A 16,526-nucleotide genomic window follows, 5' to 3' on the forward strand; every position below is an offset into this window, starting at 1 on the left:
GTAACCACATAGTTTATAGTATGAATATTATTCCTTATAGGAGGCAATATAATTAGATGGATAGCTATAAGTTAACTAAAAGTGATGTAATTAAGATTTTTAATACTACGAAAGAAACACTTCGATTCTATGAAGAAAAAGGATTAGTTCAGCCAAAGGTAGGTAAAAATAACTATAGATTGTATGGAAATGAAGACCTACAAAGAATTAGCCAAATCTTCTTTTGTAAAGATATGGGTTTTTCAATTGAAGAAATTGATTTAGTAATAAATAAGAGAAATATAATAAACAATATGAATATCTTACAGAACAAAAAAAATGAAATTGAAACTGAAATTCATCGATTTATGGAAGTGCAAAAGAAAATTACTAGGCTCCTAGATCTCCTTCAAAATAGAAGCAGAAATTTCAATAAAATTCAGAGTGTCTATTTTGAAGAAAGAAAATATTATCACATCAAAGGAGAAAATTTTAATAGTGTAAAATCCTTTTTTGATAAATTCCGTTCTATTTTTAAGCAAGGTGAACTTTTTCAAGAACAATTTATAACAATGTGTCCAATTAAGAATTTCTTCAATGATGATTTGGGACTTTCAGTTTATTATCCTGTTTTGAATGATACAGAGATCGAGCATGTTGATATTCTTAGTATACCTGCAGGTAATTATCTTTGTGTTGATTACGTATGTACAGAAGGGCATATGGATGAAGCACGACGTCAAATATATACAAACATTAAAGACTATATAAAGAGAAATGGTTTACAGTCTAGATCATGTGATGTAATTGAATCAGATTTACACGGATTGAATCTGTTTTACCCAGAAGGACAGATAATTATGAATATGCAAATTCCTGTTGAAGAAAAATCGAAACACCAAGAGAAATGAGCATTTATTTATGCAACACAATTTACAAGAAAATTGGAAAAATCGGCTCTTTTATCAAAATGTGTTTAGTATGATTTTTTTAAAAAGTGCTGGTAGTCCACTTACTATAAAATCATAGAATCTCTTTAAATTAATACAAACTAAAGCCAATTTGCTTAGCGTGGGTTTTATGTCAATTGGTTGGCGGGGCCCCTACTATAATTGGGGTCTGTGTACATGCCCATCAAATTAATCTATTTTAATACTCCATTGCCATCAAGCTAAGACTTTAAAGTACTCTTTAAATGGAAATTTTGTGTTTTTTATAGCACCGAAGTTCATTTTTATCATTTTGGGGAAGAATGTGTTTCTTAACTTGATAGCGATGGGGTAGCACCAACAAAACACAAATTTCGTACGCTACGACAGCGTAACGATTTTATGCTACCAGTAAAAAACTGATTATTGAGAGCTCATAATCTGCGGGGGAGGGACACCCCCGCGAATTTAAGTTTCACTTTATAAAAAAGTAAGGGCCGGTACCGCTTGTTATTTGACTATTACTTTTCCATCCATTCCTTTCAAGTAGTGGAACCGACATATTAGTTCATATGTACCGGGAGTTTCAGGTTTTACGGTAATTGTTATTTCTTTTCCTGACGGGACTTCGGCGTCAATTCCGAGCTTTTTCACCGTAAAGGTGTGATCTCTATTTCCTTTGTTTTTCAATAGTAACGTCGTCGTTTTCCCAACCGGAACAGTGATGATACTCGGATTAAAGTAATCATCATTCAATTCAACCTCAATAGGCTGTCTCACAACGTCGGATTCGGCAAATACACGGAGCGAACCTAAAGTAGTCATAACTACAATCATCGCAAGTGAAATGATTAATCCAGTTAATAGCTTTTTCACAGACATTCGTAATCCCTCCTTTCCTAAGCACTAGTGTTTTCAAATTACTAAAATATTATCAATATAAATGGGGTTTAGGCGTGGCTTAAATAGTAATTCTTTCGGCAACTCCTACTAACCAAGTACTAACTGGAATAGGATTTGGGTAAATAAAAAAAGCCTCCACTACTGTGGAAGCTTCTCCAAATGATGTGCAATATCAATATACATATCGGAATAAACCGAATGGATTTCATTACTAGGCGCAGCGTTAGAAGAGAAGTGGACGATTACCATACTTGCTTTCGGATCAATGTAAAGAGTTTGTCCGTAACTGCCTAACACTTCGAAAGCACCTTGTTCATTGTGCGGAATCCACCATTGATTATGATAAGAAATGGAAGCACCATGACCAATTGCGAGCTCACCTTCTTGTACATTTTTCACACTTTCTGTAATAGAAGAAGGGACGATTTGTTTTCCGCTATATTGACCATTATTTAATAGTAATTGTCCGAACCTCGCCATATCTCTAGCAGTTGCATTTAAGCCAGCGCTTGCTTGTTCTACTTTCGTTTCATCTGTAACGTAATACGCGTTTTCTTCCATACCAATTTGAGACCAAATTCGTTCGCTTACATTTTCAGCTAACGATTTCCCTGTAATCGTTCGGATAATCCAAGCGAGTGTTTCAGTTGATCCGTTATTGTAAGAAAAAGCTGAACCAGGTGGTGCAGTTTCTTCTGCTTCTAGTAACATATCATAAATTTTCATAGGCCCCTCGTAATTTTTACCTCGGGGTAAAATATTACTAGCTAAATATAGTTGTGCATCTTGATTTTCTAGTCCTAGCTGCATATATCCGTGAGTAGGGTATTCAGCAGAAACTTGCATGTCCAGTAATTGCTGAAGTGTTGCTTTTCCAAACGGTGTATTTTTTAATTCTTTTATGTAAGTGTCAGCTGTTTTCTCTACATCAATAAGATTTTCTTCAGCGAGAGATTGTATGATTGCACCAGTAAACACCTTTGCTAATGATGCCATTCCATGAGGTTCACTCTCGTTATATCCATTGAAATATCGTTCATAAACAAGTTGACCATTATGTACAACGACAAAAGCATCTGTTTTGTTTTCGTCTAAAAGTTTTTTTAGAGGAGTCGTATTTCCAAATCTACGCTCCACAGCAAAATCGTCTAAGTTTTGTAACGCGGTAGGGAAGGGAGCAACTTGGTCAGGGATGTTTTTTACTTCATTTATTAAAGTGAATTCTTTCATATGTGTATACGACCAGCGTAAGTAAGGATCGTCCAACCAGTTTTCTTTTGTGACATTTGCTTTAGTGGGGGTCGTTTTATTATTTTTAAAAAAAGTAAACCCAAGCCCTGTAACTACGAATAGTAATACTAGTAACAGTAATAGCAGGGGAGATTTCTTTACATTCATATAGGTACCTCCTTTAGTTTCTATTATAAGTATACGCTCGTCTTAAAATAAATACAAAATAAGGAAAGTAAACGGGTAAGTTTACTTTCCTTATGAACGTTAAGCAGATATTTGTCCGTCTGTACTTTGTTTCTTGAATTTTTGTTTTCGTCCGTGTAATCCATAATATAGAAGTAAAGTGAACGCAACGATAATAGCTGCGATAAAATACATATTATGATAACTTGATTTGGCAGCGACTATACCTAAAATGAAAGAACCGAAGCCAATGCCACTATCAAAGAACGAGTAGTAAGTAGCTGTCGCAGAACCACGTCGATGGTTTGGAGCGGCAGAAATTGCAATCGTTTGGAAACTTGGAATTAATGTTCCGTATCCTAAACCGATTAACATACCTGCGCCAAGGAACCAAAATGAAGTTTGCGCTTGGCTTAAAATGAACATCCCAATTGTGAAAATAATAATAGCGGGATAGATAAGTACATTTTCACCGAAACGATCAAATATTTTCCCTGTAAATGGACGAGAAATGACCACAACAAGTGCGTATAAAATAAAGAAGTAACTTGCAATTTCGCTTAAACCGAGTTCTTTCGCATAAATAGGAATAAAGGATAAAATGCCACTATAAGAAAAGGCTAAAACAAATCCTGTTAGAGCGATTGGAATAGAAGATGGTTCAATTAAGTCTTTCCATTTCATTTTTTCTCGTTTTTGTTTGTTTACTGGTGCTTCATGCGGAATATTGACTAGTAATCCTAATAAAAATGCGAGTAATGAAAATACTGAACAAACGATAAATAGTACAGTAAATGAAAAATGAGAAATAATTGTTAAACCTAAAAAAGGACCAATTACCATCGGTAGACTCATAAATACGCCGTAATAAGCAAGTGCTTCGCCGCGTCTATGAGCTGGTGCTACATCAGTTACAATTGTTCCAGTTGCTGTTGTTGCCATTCCGAATCCAATACCATGTAAGAAGCGAAGGGCAAGTAATAAAAATAAACTTTGCGTACCGAAATACATAACGGTAGCGGCTAAAAATAGTGAAAGTGAAATAAATAATATTTTCTTTCTTCCTAAATCATCGAGCCATTTTCCTGTGAATGGTCTACATAAAACAGATGAAATAAGAAAAACAGTTGCAACTAAACCAATTTCCTCAGGTTTTCCTTTTAGGCTGTCTATAACATAGACAGGCAGAGTAGTCATAAGCATGTAAAATGTTAAAAAGAGAAACAGACTACTAAAACAAGTTCCGAGGAAATCCTTCGTCCAAAGTTTTTCACTTTGCATCGTCATCCCTCCATATTAATGATCTAAATTTTTGATAATTTGTTGTAACAATTGAAAAGCTTCATGTAAGTCTTCTTCTTTAATACCTTCTAGCGTCTTTTCTTCAAAGGAATCAACTTCTTCTTGCCATACTGGAATCATTTTTAGTGCAGTATCAGATAATGAAATCAACTTTTCACGGCGATCTTTTCCTTCAGTACGAATAATCCAGCCCATCGTTTCCATACGTGTTAACGTACGAGTCATCGTTGGTGATTCAACATTTAAATATTGACATAATTCTGTTTGGGTACAAGATCCAGTTTGATTAATGCGGAAAATAACAGCCCATTGCGCACTAAATAATCCTGTTGGAGATACACGTTCATTAAATTTCTTCGTAAACTTACGAGAAGTTTGACTGACAATGTGGAAAAAATGTTGTTTTTCGTCCATGTATTTTGATCCTTTCAAATTAGTTACCTAGCTAACTATATACCTTTTTATTTTACTTGTCTAGTAATAGACATGTTGTTTTATGTGGAAATTTCGTATAGATTTTGTATTGAGAACGTACATTCTACATGGTATTCTTTAATTAAGTAAAGAATTTTCTTTCTATTAAATAGAATGGGGGAACTTGTGATGATTAAGCCTGCAACAATGGAGTTTGTTTCACTATCGAACGGAGAAACGATTGCGTATCAGGAAGTTGGAAGGCAAAATACAGAAATTCTTGTACTCATTCACGGGAACATGACATCGTCACAACACTGGGATTTAGTTATTGAAAAGTTGCAAGATCAATACCATATTTACGCTCTTGATTTAAGAGGATTTGGCCAATCAACATATAATCAATCGATAGATTCTTTACAAGACTTTGCAAGAGATGTAAAACTATTTATCGATCAATTAAAACTAGAAAAATTTTCATTAATGGGCTGGTCAATGGGCGGTGGTGTTGCGATGCAATTTACAGCGAATCATCCAACATTTGTCGAAAAGTTGATTTTAGTAGAATCAGTGGGAATGAAGGGATATCCAATTTTTAAAAAAGATATTAACGGGCAACCGATCGTATCAAGTTTAGTAAAGACGAAAGAAGAAATCGCGCAAGATCCCGTACAAATTGCTCCAGTGCTAGATGCGATAAAAAATATGAATAAATTATATTACCGTACAGTATGGAATCTATTAATATATACACATAATCAACCTGAACCGGATCGTTATGAAAAGTATTTAGATGATATGTTAACGCAACGTAATTTCGTAGATGTGAATTATGCGCTCATTACATTTAATATTTCGGATGAACATAATGGGGTTGTAGAGGGAAATAAGCAAATTCATCATATTAAAGCTCCAACACTCGTCATACAAGGTGACAGAGATTACGTCGTACCGCAAGTAGTCGGTGAGGAATTAGCAAAACATTTGCCAAATGCAGAGTTGAAGATATTAGAAGATTGCGGACACTCACCGTTTATAGATTGTTTAGATGTATTTATAAAACATGTAGAGGATTGGTTAGACAATAAATAATTCCCGAAATATAAAACTTGCATATACTATAGCATTTGTATGTATAAGGGGAGAGAGTCAATGCATAATCCAATTTTAATATATCATTCTCCATATAATGATCATCAATATATAAAAATGATTATAAATCCGATGTATATGCAAGTTTCACCAGCTGTAGTTCCTTTGCAAGTGCAGCAATCAATGGTCCATACACATCCGATTTTATTTGGGCCTTCATTTTATGAAAATCCATATTTTAAGCATTTTCATTACAATGTGAAAGCGCAAGTATGGGAAGGATAAGAAGCTAAAAGGTTCATTCTTTTAGCTTCTTTTTTATTATGAATATTCGTACACGCATTTGAAGAAACAGTTTATAATGAAAAGTGGAAAGCGTGAGAAGGAGAGGGAAAGGGATGTCGATGCGTTTTACTTTTTGGATTATGGTTGGAATTGTAGCAATCTCAGGTTTGTCACAAGGGATGCTTTTACCGACCATTGCAATGATTTTTGAACAAGAAGGGGTTAGTTCAAGTATTAACGGTATTCATGCGACGGCATTATATATTGGGATATTAGTTATTTCACCGTTTCTTGAAAAACCGATGCAAAAGTTTGGAATGAAGCCAATTATCGTTATTGGTGGGTTTCTCGTTATTATTTCATTATTCTTTTTTACACAAACTTTTTCATTTTGGGTATGGTTCGTTCTTAGATTTCTAGTTGGAGTCGGAGATCATATGCTTCATGTCGGAACACAAACATGGATTACGACAACATCAGACCCGAGTAAAATAGGTAGACAAGTATCGATATACGGTGTATTCTTCGGAATTGGTTTCGCAGTTGGCCCGTATTTAGCAAGCACTGTTCAGTACGGTCTTGCAACACCATTTATCGTATCTACTATACTTTGCTTAATAGGATGGCTTTTACTACTACCAACGAAAAATGCATTTCCAGCACAAGATGAGGCAAAAACTGAAAGTAAATCATCCTTTTCTCGTTATAAACAAGTCGTTGGATTAGCTTGGATTGCGCTAATTGGTCCGCTCGCATACGGCGTACTTGAAGCGATGTTAAATAGTAACTTACCAGTATACGCACTTCGCAAAGGATGGTCTGTATCGGAAGTTTCCTTCTTATTACCAGCATTCGCAGTTGGGGGCATTATTACACAAATCCCGCTCGGTATATTAAGTGATAAATACGGGAGAGACCGTATTTTAACGTGGACGTTCAGTGTAAGTACGGGCATTTTCCTACTTGCAGCAGTATTTGATCAATATTACTGGATCGTCTTTGCATGTATGCTTATAGCAGGTATGGTCATTGGCTCGTGCTTCTCACTAGGGCTTGGATTTATGACAGATTTATTACCGAGACACTTACTACCAGCGGGTAATATATTATCCGGAATCGCCTTTAGTATAGGAAGTATTATGGGACCTGTATTAGGAGGCGTATTTATAGAAAAAATACAGTATACAAGCTTTTTTATTGCGGTTATGATTATAATGGGAATTCTCGCAATGGTATATATGGTCTACATGAAGAATCAATTCGCATCAAGAAAAATAGAAAGTAGGTTAGGGCATGACAAAACAACCTAATAAAAAGAAATTTGAAGTACTCGAAAACGAAACAATTACAGACTGCTTAGCGCGTATGGAACAAGAAGGATATGCACCGTCTCGTCGCATGGAAGAACCAATCTTTCATGAAGTGAAGAAAAACGGCAAAACAGAAGTTGAACCATGCGGTAGAAAGATTGTTTTTGAGGGGAAATTGAAGTAATCTCATAACAAATAGCCATCCAATTCATTTGAGTTGGATGGCTTGTTTTTTTACTGAACAATGAAAGGCTTAGCTAGAGATCTTTGTTAGTGAAGGTAGTATAGAGAGAAACTAACTACATGAAAATGTAAATTTCAGGATGCTTAATGTATTGAATTTTAGGATTGGGACATCAGTTATAGAGCTGGACACCTATACATTTGAAGGAAAGAACAATTATACAAAAGTAGGATGTTTAAAAATATATTAATTTGTATGATAAAAACAAAACATATTTTAAAAAAATTAGAAAGGAGGGAAAAATATATAATGATACAAAGCATATATGAAACTCATTTACATGTCAGAAATTTAGAAAAGGCAATAGATTTCTATCAAAATAAGTTAGGTTTAGCATTAGCAAAAAGACTATCGAAAAGACGAATTGCGTTCTTTTGGGTAGGAGAAAGTAAAGAGCAAATGCTCGGATTATGGGAAGTACATATAAATGAAGAATTTGAGACGAAACACTTCGCTTTTCGTGTAGATTTAGAGTTTTTAAATGCTTCAAAATTATGGTTAGAGAAGCGTGGAATAGAGGTAGTAGGGAGTCAAGGGAAAGGAAATCGAGAACCGATTGTCCAAAGGTGGATGCCAGCTGCAAGCGTATATTTTCTAGATTGTGATGGAAATAAATTAGAGTTTATTTCTATGTTATATGATGACCCAGATGAATTAGAATATGCAACGTATTTAAGTGAATGGGATGCGGAGCACTAAGAGAAATAAAGTTTAATCAGTGGGAGTTTAATAGATTTATATTATGCAAAATAGATAGGAACAAAATAAAATCCCTCAAGAATAAGGGTCTTCTTGAAGGATTTTTTTATGCTTTATATGGCTTGTAACGTATTAACGATCTTCAGTTTTAGATATTTCAGCGCGTTGAATATAACCATCAGAGAAGCTGAAATAAAGAGAATAGCTTCCTCGTTTATATATAAAGCCTTCACTAGTCATATCCTCTCCGATTAAATCGGGCTCACCAAACCATTCTTTTAATTCGTGGATAGGGATACCCATTTTCACCCATATATATCTTGCGTCCGAAGGGTACATATCAATATAATAATCTCCGTATACTGCTGTAGTAGGTGCATCACATTCTGTACAAGGTGCTTGCTTCAAAACATCAGGTACTCCAAATTCTTTTTTTACTTCAGATATATCTTTACGCAATGTATTTAATGTAAATGGACCAAACGTCCCATTCTGTAAAGCGGTTGTTAACATTTGTTTCAATTCTTCTTTTGAATTGATGTTGAAATTATAATCTCTGTTTTTTGCTATTGCATTATAGAAAAATTGTGCATACTGCTCACGTTTCACAAGCATGTTGCCATTAAAATTACCAGACTCGTCACCTTGTGCTATACGGTTACTACGCACTGCATTTACAGATTCATAGGCCCAATGACCTTTTGGTACATCTTTAAAGTTCTCTTGTCCTTTTGAGTTTAATTGAAATGCCTTTTGCAATACTACTGCCATCTCATACCGATTTAATGCGTCATCTGGACGAAATGCACCTGTTCCATCACCTGTCATAATTCCAGCTTGTGCAATGGCTGTGATATCCTTTTCAAACATATGATTTGTAATATCATTAAACATACGCCCCTGTTCATCGTCTGCTATTAAACCTAAATGTCGATTGACTAAAGAAGCTATCTGTCCTCTAGTAACATTATCCCCAAAACCAAATTTTCCATTTCCATATCCCTTATAAATCCCTGCTGACGCTAAGTAATCGATAGCATCTTTTGACCAGTGGTCCTTTGGTACATCTGTAAATACAGTGTTATTATTGCTAACTATTTTATAGCTATTTTCATTAAAGTTTGTTTTCGTAGTTGTCTCTGCATTTACTGTGCCTACTATCGTTGTAGTTGCTAGTGCTGCGGTTATTACTAATCCCAAAAAAAATTTAGCTTTGCTTGTTTTTTTACCCATTTGTGAACCTCCGGTTTATTTTAAATTTATTGAATAACTTTATTACACATCTAAATAATGATTATTTACTATAAATTTCTAGGGTGTGGATACTTATTTTAATAATCTGCGTGAGATTTAACCATAATATCTAGATGATAAATATTGATCTCTATTTAAAAATGGTAAATACAGTGAAACGTAAAGTAACTCCAGAACGTGAAATAAAAGTTGATTTTGAAGTTATTTTTTATTTAATTCATTTTTATAAATCCATTCAACAAAATCATCGAAATTCCTTTTTCATATAGGATTTTTATAGAAAGGTTCTCGCATGTACAACTTGATGACCTTGTTTTTGTTGAAAAGAAAATCCATCAAGAAGCCATCTTAATTGTCGTCTTGATATGGTAAGTGGCACACTCGGATGACCAGCTGGCAGTAAAACGTTCTATTTTCAATCTACGATAGAAAATAGAACGTATATTTGGTATAATCAAACCATACTATATGAAACGATGTACATGAGTTTGACATTTATGTAATAAGGTAAGTACTACATAACAATAACTACTCTTTATAGGATTCAGTTCATGTTATACAAATCAATCGTTAGAAAGGAAAAGAAGTAATGAATCAAATTTCATTTGAAGATTTATTTGAAGAAGAAAAAGAAAACAAAAAAGAAAAGGTGGAGGTAGCTGAGATACCAGTACCTTTATCGCCATTGCAACAAGATATATTGGGATTATTTAATTCTGAAGAAATAAGTGCACTTGAGCTATGTGAACAATTAATACGAGCTGGTAAAATACCCGATGAAAGATTCACTACGAATAAGCCGAAAGCATATGGACAAGTATGCTTACTATTAGAAGGTTTTGTTAAAGAAGGAAAGCTGATTTTTGTCAAAAGTGATGAGAAAAGAGATAGGGTTTATAAATTGAAAGAAGAAGTTTTTAACGCATAAGGTGTACAGGGGGGAAATGAATAATTTCCAAGGGGAGTTCATTCATTTTTCTCATCAAAAAGGTGTCAATCTTGATTAGATTGGCACCTTTTTTGATAATATAACATCTTACATATTTACATTTGAAACTAAGTCTTCCTCGATCAATTTCTTTCTGAAGCATTTAGCAAACTACTTTTTTGTTGTCACGTTTTACTTCAACTATACCAACTTCTTTTGCAGTCTCGACTGCCTTTTCGTGTAGTGGCGCACATGAGATCCCCACAGTGTTTAGAAAATTATTCCCCTTTTATTTATGACGATCGCCGTAAGGTCATTGCCCAAAATAAAAGAGCACAAGCACTAACGGATGCACCTAATATACAAACTCCGTTCCATCCGTAGCTTGCATAAATGTTTGTGGAAAAAATTGCACCTGTTGCACTGCCGATAGAATAAAAAATCATGTAACTGGCAGTGAGGCGACTTCTCGCTTCTGGACGCACTGTGAAAAGCATACTTTGATTGGTGACATGTACAGCTTGCACAGCTAAATCTAAAAGGATAACACCGATAACTAGTAGGAATAGAGAATGGTTCATTAATTTAATTAGGAGCCATGAAAGTAATAATAAGGATAAGGCTATGCCAGTAGTTCTCTCTCCGAATCCGCGATCAGCAAGTTGTCCGGCTTTAGTGGCAGCTAATGCACCAGCAACTCCAGCAAGACCAAATGCTCCGATAGCTGTATGTGATAGATTATATGGTGCAACACTTAGAGGTAAAACTAATGAAGTCCATAAAATACTGAATGAAGTAAAAATAAGCAATGCTAATATTCCGCGAATACGTAAAATCCTTTCTTCTACAAATAATAAGAGAACAGAACGTAATAATTTACGATAGGTCATAGCTGTTTTTTTATGTTCAAGACTAGGTAAATTACGATATAACAAACCAATTACGAAGAGCATAAGTACAGCAGAGGTGAGATAAACGGAACGCCATCCCGCTAAATCTGTTAATGTTCCGGCAAATGTACGTGCAAGTAGAATTCCTATTACGACACCACTCGTGACGAAACCTACTATTCGCCCACGGTCTTTTGGGTTAGCTAAAATGGATGCGTATGCGACGAGTGTCTGCGTAACAGTCGCAAGAATTCCGACTAAGGCCATACCTATAAAAAGTACGGTACTGGAAGGAGCGACTCCGACCACAATTAAAGCGAAAACGGATAAAAGCATTTGAACAATGATAAGTCTTTTTTGGTTTAACAAATCACCAAGTGGAACTAATAAAAGTAATCCGAGTGCATAACAAACTTGAGTAATCGTAATAACGACACCAATAGTTGAATGGTTGATCTTAAACTCATTTGATAAAGAATCAAGTAGAGGATGAGCGAAGTATATATTCGCCACAGCCATCCCGCAAGCTATTGAAAATAATAGAGTTATATAGCGGGGCATGATTGTATTGATAGGTGATTGGAACTGATCATTATTCTGTGTAAGAGCAGCTGTCATTTTTTCTTTAGTATCCATAATATCATCTCCTTTTGTTATTAAAATAATGTACCGAACGGTATGTTATTTCGTAAGTCAAATATAATCAGGGATAAGTTACTATGTCAAGTGAATTGTAAATTAAATTCAGTTTCTTTTGACATATCATTTGTAATTTAATACGATATATAATATACTGATTAGTACATAAAAACGTGATTTATAATTTAGAAAACAGGTGAAAAAAGAGGAGGGGTTAAATGGCTCGACTACGTGAATTTGATAAAGAAAAAGCTTTGGATGCTGCTATGCAACTTTTTTGGGAGAAAGGATACGCTGCTACTTCATTAAGTGATCTAACTGCTAAAATGGAAATACAAAGACCGAGTTTATATGCGGCATTTGGTGATAAAGAAGGGCTATTTGAAGCTGCATTACGGAGATACACGAATTTACACGCAGCTAGCATTCGAACAAAACTTCAAAAAGAACAATCTGTAAAAGAGGCCATTCGTATATTTTTTGAAAATATGGTGGAAGAGGAATATAAAAAAGAATCAAATAAAGGCTGTTTTTGTATTAACACAATGGTTGAGATTGCCCCTCATAATGAAAAATTTGAAGTGCTGACTAGAGAACATCAAATGTATCTTTCAGTTATATTTCAAGAATTAATTACTAAAGGAATTCAGTCTGGAGAACTGCAAAGTGATGTGAATGCTAAAGCATTGGCACAAACGCTAGTCACTTCATTAATTGGATTAACGGTGTTAATGAAATCTCGCCCAGAACGTTCAGTTGTAGATAATTCGGTATGTATAATAGTATCGTTATTAAAATAACTTTTGCAAAAATGTATTTCAATTATACGTTTTTTGAATGAGATGCTCATCAGAAGATGGAAACTATAGTGGAAAATAATTAAATTTGATTTTAAAAAAGTCGATTCCTTATTGAGGTAAGAAATCGACTTTTTATAATAGCTTCAGAGTCGAATATACTGTGAAAGTAATAGTGAGAAAAGAAGTAGGCGGCAACTATCGGATCATGAGATAAACTTTTGATTGTTGTAAATGTTTTTGACGGTCTTTGTAATTGGTTGTAAAATAATGTTTGTTAAGGGATTTTGTAGAAAATATTTTTGAAACTACGATTCGTTTGTGGGGGATAGAATGAAAGTATTTATTAGACATCCTATTTAAATACATAGTAGATTCATAGTAATTTAAAACGAATGAGAAGATAAAGGGAGGTTGAGATACTTACACGAAGAGACTGTGTAGGTATCGATTACAGCAATGAATAAGATAATCAAAAAACGAATAATCGCACTATCAACAAGTTTAGTAATTCTAGGAGGACTACCTTTTTCCGCATCAGCCGAAGAGATAAATAAATCTCAAACTGACCAACTTAGTATCGCTCAAGGAGAATATGGAATAAATGGTTTAAGTTATTCGGACTTCAATCTAGAAACTCCAGATCACATGCAAATTAATGAAGCGGAAGTATCAGAGAATGAGAAAATTCTTCTAGAAGAATATAAGCATAAGCATGATGAAACAGAAGAGTTACATAAAATGAAAGAAGCTAAAACAGGTCAGGTAGCGGAAGATGAAGCTATTTCAAACATTGAAAAGGCATTTGAACATGTAGACGGTCGAAATGATGGTTCTACTCGCGAAATGAAGCCAGTTGAAAAGCCAAGAGCTATTCAATATAATGCGTCGATGACTACAAAGAAATATGGAACACTTGCAGGTGTTCAATTTGTGGAGTGGATTGTTCCAGCAGGAAATCCTGATATTCGCCCTGCAAATCCGATGAAAGCACGTTACATTACAATCCATGAGACTGCAAACACAGCCCCTGGTGCTAACGCTGAAAACCATGCGAAATACTTGTATAAACAAGCAACGGAAGGTACATTCCGAACTGCTTCATGGCATTTTACAGTAGACGATAAACAAATCTATCAGCACTTACCAACAAATGAAAATGGTTGGCATGCAGGAGATGGTGATGGTTCAGGAAACAGAGAGTCTATCGGTATCGAAATTTCAGTTAACCAAGATGGAGATTATAATAAAGCGTTAGAGAATGCAAAACGACTTGCAGGATACTTAATGAATAAAGAAGGAATTAGCGCGGATCACATTTATAGGCATCAACAATGGAGCGGAAAAAACTGTCCTGATATTTTAATTTCTCGTGGGAATTGGACTGGCTTCGTACAAGGTATTCAATGGTATGCAAATGTTAATGCACAGATTGACTCGCCTTTACAAGAAAAAAATGAGTTGTTTGATCCAAATGATTATAATCCAGCTGAACCTAGCATGGAGCTAGTAGTAAATGGGGACGGTATAAATGTCCGTAGTGGTGAAGGTCTTGAACATCATATTGTTCGTAAAGCTTCAACCGGAGACCGTTACAAAGTATTAGCGGTTAAAAACGGTTGGTATAAAATAGGTAACGGTGAGTGGATTTTCTATAATCCAAGTTGGATTAAAATTAACTACAATGTACCAAAAGAAGAAGTACAAAAGCCGAAAGATGATATTACAGGTGGCTGGTTTGAAGGGCATATTCGTAAACTAAAGAGTCTAGGTATTATGCATGGTGAAGGAAATGGTGTATTTGCTCCTTATCGTAAGGTAACTAGAGCTGAGTTTGCGACATTAATCTCAAATGCTCTTCAACTACCAGAAGGAAATAAGTCATTTGTAGATATTAACAAAGCGCATTCATCACTTCATAGCGGTATTAAACGTAGTGCAAGTGCAGGAATTATTAGCGGTCGTGGCGGGGGGATTTTTGACCCGAATGCACCAATCACTCGTGAAGAAGCATCGATCATGATTGACAACGCATTACAGTATAAAGGTGTTACAGGTGAATTAGTCGCATTACCATTTAGGGATAAACATTTGATCACATACAAACAGCCTGTTCAACGATTATACAGCTTACAGGTAGTTACTGGCGTTGGAAATAATGAGTTTAATCCTAAAGATACAACAACTCGTGGTGAGGCAGCTGCCTTTTTAGTGAAGATGCTGGACTCTATGCATAAATAAATGAATGGTATGTAGAAGTTTGTACTAATGCAAAAAATAGTGATAAGGATTTTAAAGGAGCTATCCAAAATGAGGATTTGGAACAGCTCCTTTTTATTTTAGCCCCTATGAAGCCCCTTCCAAGCCCTTCATAAGCACCTACCAAGTAATAAATCACTAAGAAAAGAAAAAACAAAACAAAAACAACTACAAGAACAAAAAAGCGCGAAAAAATAAAACCGGCGTTGTAGTAGTTAAAAAAATTTGGAATTCAAATGCAAAAAACAAAGCCCTCATTCCTATATGTATATTGAAGGATTGAATTCTGCCTTTTTATGAATAAAAGGAGGAGGTAAATAGATGGCGGTGTACCGTAATGTGCAGGTGAACTTTTGGCAAGATGAATTCATATTAGATTTAACGCCAGAGGAGCGTTATTTTTACATATATTTGTTAACTGGTACGAAAACGAAGCAATGTGGAATTTACGTATTACCGAAGCGTGTGGCAGAACTGGAAACAGGCTACAGTATGGAAACTGTTGAGAAGCTGTTAAATAGATTTGTTGAATACGGAAAGATTTTATACGATGCGGAAACGAAAGAGTTATACATACTAAATTGGCTACACTATAACCCTATTTTAAATACAAATGTAGAGAAGTGTGTGTTACGTGAGTTAAAGACTGTAAAAAATAAAGAGTTCATACATATATTTTTACGTAAATGTCTTGAAGAAGAATGCAAGATTCCATTATTACTTCAGTATTTTGGTATGCCAGAGGAAGAGATTGATAGTAATTCACAACAAGTAATTATTCAAGAGAAGGAAGAGGTAGAAAGAGTAGAGGATGCCACTCCGCATAGTGAAGTTTATAAATTTTACGAACAAAACATTAGTAGTCTATCTCCATATATCGCGAAGGAATTAAAGGAATGGATGCAAAGAGTTTCAGGAGATAAAGTACTAGAGGCACTTAAAATTGCGTTTGAAAATAATAAGGGGACACTTGCTTATGTAAAGGGTATCTTGAGGAATTGGTGTAGCGAATATGGTGAAGAGAAGTGTGTAATGGGAAGTTTAGAGAGAAGGAGAAGTGTTTTGAGTAGTGTTTTTTAATTTACATAAATTTAATACAGAATATACGTTCGTATGTGGTGGGTTGTATGCTATACTACAATTAAATAAGGGTATTTTTATAATAGATAAAAAGATGTGGGGGAAC

General features: G+C 34.9%; 16 protein-coding genes and 1 pseudogene. 10 read left to right on the top strand and 7 right to left on the bottom strand.

The annotated features are described in order from the left end of the window. The first annotated feature begins 56 nt into the window (after window positions 1-56). Window positions 57-890, top strand: a complete 834-nt coding sequence (locus tag NSS74_RS07950) for a MerR family transcriptional regulator (RefSeq protein WP_340813361.1) — start codon at window positions 57-59, stop codon at window positions 888-890. A 528-nt stretch (window positions 891-1,418) separates the two neighbouring features. Here the strand turns inward: NSS74_RS07950 and NSS74_RS07955 are convergent. The 4 genes from NSS74_RS07955 to NSS74_RS07970 all read right to left on the bottom strand — a co-directional run bounded on the left by NSS74_RS07955 (window position 1,419) and on the right by NSS74_RS07970 (window position 4,943). After that, window positions 1,419-1,790, bottom strand: a complete 372-nt coding sequence (locus NSS74_RS07955; RefSeq protein WP_002033053.1) for a cupredoxin domain-containing protein — start codon at window positions 1,788-1,790, stop codon at window positions 1,419-1,421. Between the two features lie 159 nt (window positions 1,791-1,949). Further along, window positions 1,950-3,209, bottom strand: a complete 1,260-nt coding sequence (locus tag NSS74_RS07960; RefSeq protein ID WP_002142470.1) for a serine hydrolase domain-containing protein — start codon at window positions 3,207-3,209, stop codon at window positions 1,950-1,952. 99 nt (window positions 3,210-3,308) lie between these two features. Then, complete coding sequence (locus NSS74_RS07965) at window positions 3,309-4,508, bottom strand: MFS transporter (protein ID WP_002128166.1); 1,200 nt, start codon at window positions 4,506-4,508, stop codon at window positions 3,309-3,311. 15 nt (window positions 4,509-4,523) lie between these two features. Continuing rightward, a complete protein-coding gene (locus NSS74_RS07970; protein WP_002033056.1) occupies window positions 4,524-4,943 on the bottom strand; it encodes a MarR family winged helix-turn-helix transcriptional regulator in 420 nt (139 codons plus the stop codon). A 174-nt stretch (window positions 4,944-5,117) separates the two neighbouring features. On the opposite strand from NSS74_RS07970, the gene phaZ reads away from it, so the two are divergent. From phaZ to NSS74_RS07995, 5 genes are all read left to right on the top strand, one after another. Beyond that, window positions 5,118-6,035, top strand: a complete 918-nt coding sequence (gene phaZ, locus NSS74_RS07975) for an intracellular short-chain-length polyhydroxyalkanoate depolymerase (protein ID WP_002013809.1) — start codon at window positions 5,118-5,120, stop codon at window positions 6,033-6,035. A 60-nt stretch (window positions 6,036-6,095) separates the two neighbouring features. Further along, the gene (locus NSS74_RS07980) at window positions 6,096-6,320 is read left to right on the top strand and encodes a hypothetical protein (protein ID WP_002142468.1); all 225 of its coding nucleotides are present in this window, start codon (window positions 6,096-6,098) and stop codon (window positions 6,318-6,320) included. Window positions 6,321-6,433: 113 nt separating this feature from the next. Beyond that, window positions 6,434-7,630, top strand: coding sequence for an MFS transporter (locus NSS74_RS07985; RefSeq protein ID WP_002142467.1), 1,197 nt, complete (start codon window positions 6,434-6,436; stop codon window positions 7,628-7,630). Next, complete coding sequence (locus NSS74_RS07990) at window positions 7,614-7,814, top strand: NETI motif-containing protein (RefSeq protein ID WP_000166305.1); 201 nt, start codon at window positions 7,614-7,616, stop codon at window positions 7,812-7,814. The genes NSS74_RS07985 and NSS74_RS07990 overlap by 17 nt, the downstream gene beginning before the upstream one ends. Before the next feature lie 309 nt (window positions 7,815-8,123). Further along, complete coding sequence (locus tag NSS74_RS07995; RefSeq protein WP_002142464.1) at window positions 8,124-8,573, top strand: VOC family protein; 450 nt, start codon at window positions 8,124-8,126, stop codon at window positions 8,571-8,573. A gap of 132 nt (window positions 8,574-8,705) precedes the next feature. Here NSS74_RS07995 and NSS74_RS08000 read toward each other — a convergent pair whose 3' ends face one another. After that, complete coding sequence (locus tag NSS74_RS08000) at window positions 8,706-9,806, bottom strand: S-layer homology domain-containing protein (protein ID WP_002142463.1); 1,101 nt, start codon at window positions 9,804-9,806, stop codon at window positions 8,706-8,708. Window positions 9,807-10,416: 610 nt separating this feature from the next. On the opposite strand from NSS74_RS08000, the gene NSS74_RS08005 reads away from it, so the two are divergent. Then, window positions 10,417-10,755 carry a DUF3895 domain-containing protein gene (locus tag NSS74_RS08005; RefSeq protein WP_002142461.1) on the top strand — a complete coding sequence of 113 codons (339 nt, stop codon included), beginning with the start codon at window positions 10,417-10,419 and terminating at the stop codon, window positions 10,753-10,755. A 103-nt stretch (window positions 10,756-10,858) separates the two neighbouring features. On the opposite strand, the pseudogene NSS74_RS08010 reads toward NSS74_RS08005, so the two are convergent. Both NSS74_RS08010 and NSS74_RS08015 read right to left on the bottom strand, forming a co-directional pair. Further along, window positions 10,859-11,038: pseudogene (locus NSS74_RS08010) on the bottom strand (DNA alkylation repair protein); the annotation flags it as partial. A 10-nt stretch (window positions 11,039-11,048) separates the two neighbouring features. Continuing rightward, window positions 11,049-12,281: an MFS transporter gene (locus NSS74_RS08015; RefSeq protein WP_340813363.1), complete on the bottom strand. Its 1,233-nt coding sequence runs from the start codon at window positions 12,279-12,281 to the stop codon at window positions 11,049-11,051. 221 nt (window positions 12,282-12,502) lie between these two features. Here NSS74_RS08015 and NSS74_RS08020 point away from each other — a divergent pair, with 221 nt between their 5' ends. The 3 genes from NSS74_RS08020 to NSS74_RS08030 all read left to right on the top strand — a co-directional run bounded on the left by NSS74_RS08020 (window position 12,503) and on the right by NSS74_RS08030 (window position 16,420). Next, complete coding sequence (locus tag NSS74_RS08020; protein WP_002142459.1) at window positions 12,503-13,084, top strand: TetR/AcrR family transcriptional regulator; 582 nt, start codon at window positions 12,503-12,505, stop codon at window positions 13,082-13,084. Between the two features lie 456 nt (window positions 13,085-13,540). Further along, window positions 13,541-15,322 carry an S-layer homology domain-containing protein gene (locus NSS74_RS08025; protein WP_002142458.1) on the top strand — a complete coding sequence of 594 codons (1,782 nt, stop codon included), beginning with the start codon at window positions 13,541-13,543 and terminating at the stop codon, window positions 15,320-15,322. A gap of 339 nt (window positions 15,323-15,661) precedes the next feature. Further along, window positions 15,662-16,420 carry a DnaD domain-containing protein gene (locus tag NSS74_RS08030; protein WP_002142456.1) on the top strand — a complete coding sequence of 253 codons (759 nt, stop codon included), beginning with the start codon at window positions 15,662-15,664 and terminating at the stop codon, window positions 16,418-16,420. Window positions 16,421-16,526 lie beyond the last annotated feature (106 nt).

The organism is Bacillus sp. FSL E2-8868 (genome assembly GCF_038005505.1).
Taxonomy (GTDB): Bacteria; Bacillota; Bacilli; order Bacillales; family Bacillaceae_G; genus Bacillus_A; species Bacillus_A mycoides.

Excerpts from the sequence above, each read along its gene's own strand:
- NSS74_RS07950 (WP_340813361.1), top strand. The coding sequence starts at position 57 with ATGGATAGCTATAAGTTAACTAAAAGTGATGTAATTAAGATTTTTAAT.
- NSS74_RS07955 (WP_002033053.1), bottom strand. The coding sequence starts at position 1,790 with ATGTCTGTGAAAAAGCTATTAACTGGATTAATCATTTCACTTGCGATG.
- NSS74_RS07960 (WP_002142470.1), bottom strand. The coding sequence starts at position 3,209 with ATGAATGTAAAGAAATCTCCCCTGCTATTACTGTTACTAGTATTACTA.
- NSS74_RS07965 (WP_002128166.1), bottom strand. The coding sequence starts at position 4,508 with ATGCAAAGTGAAAAACTTTGGACGAAGGATTTCCTCGGAACTTGTTTT.
- NSS74_RS07970 (WP_002033056.1), bottom strand. The coding sequence starts at position 4,943 with ATGGACGAAAAACAACATTTTTTCCACATTGTCAGTCAAACTTCTCGT.
- phaZ (WP_002013809.1), top strand. The coding sequence starts at position 5,118 with ATGGGGGAACTTGTGATGATTAAGCCTGCAACAATGGAGTTTGTTTCA.
- NSS74_RS07980 (WP_002142468.1), top strand. The coding sequence starts at position 6,096 with ATGCATAATCCAATTTTAATATATCATTCTCCATATAATGATCATCAA.
- NSS74_RS07985 (WP_002142467.1), top strand. The coding sequence starts at position 6,434 with ATGTCGATGCGTTTTACTTTTTGGATTATGGTTGGAATTGTAGCAATC.
- NSS74_RS07990 (WP_000166305.1), top strand. The coding sequence starts at position 7,614 with ATGACAAAACAACCTAATAAAAAGAAATTTGAAGTACTCGAAAACGAA.
- NSS74_RS07995 (WP_002142464.1), top strand. The coding sequence starts at position 8,124 with ATGATACAAAGCATATATGAAACTCATTTACATGTCAGAAATTTAGAA.
- NSS74_RS08000 (WP_002142463.1), bottom strand. The coding sequence starts at position 9,806 with ATGGGTAAAAAAACAAGCAAAGCTAAATTTTTTTTGGGATTAGTAATA.
- NSS74_RS08005 (WP_002142461.1), top strand. The coding sequence starts at position 10,417 with ATGAATCAAATTTCATTTGAAGATTTATTTGAAGAAGAAAAAGAAAAC.
- NSS74_RS08015 (WP_340813363.1), bottom strand. The coding sequence starts at position 12,281 with ATGGATACTAAAGAAAAAATGACAGCTGCTCTTACACAGAATAATGAT.
- NSS74_RS08020 (WP_002142459.1), top strand. The coding sequence starts at position 12,503 with ATGGCTCGACTACGTGAATTTGATAAAGAAAAAGCTTTGGATGCTGCT.
- NSS74_RS08025 (WP_002142458.1), top strand. The coding sequence starts at position 13,541 with ATGAATAAGATAATCAAAAAACGAATAATCGCACTATCAACAAGTTTA.
- NSS74_RS08030 (WP_002142456.1), top strand. The coding sequence starts at position 15,662 with ATGGCGGTGTACCGTAATGTGCAGGTGAACTTTTGGCAAGATGAATTC.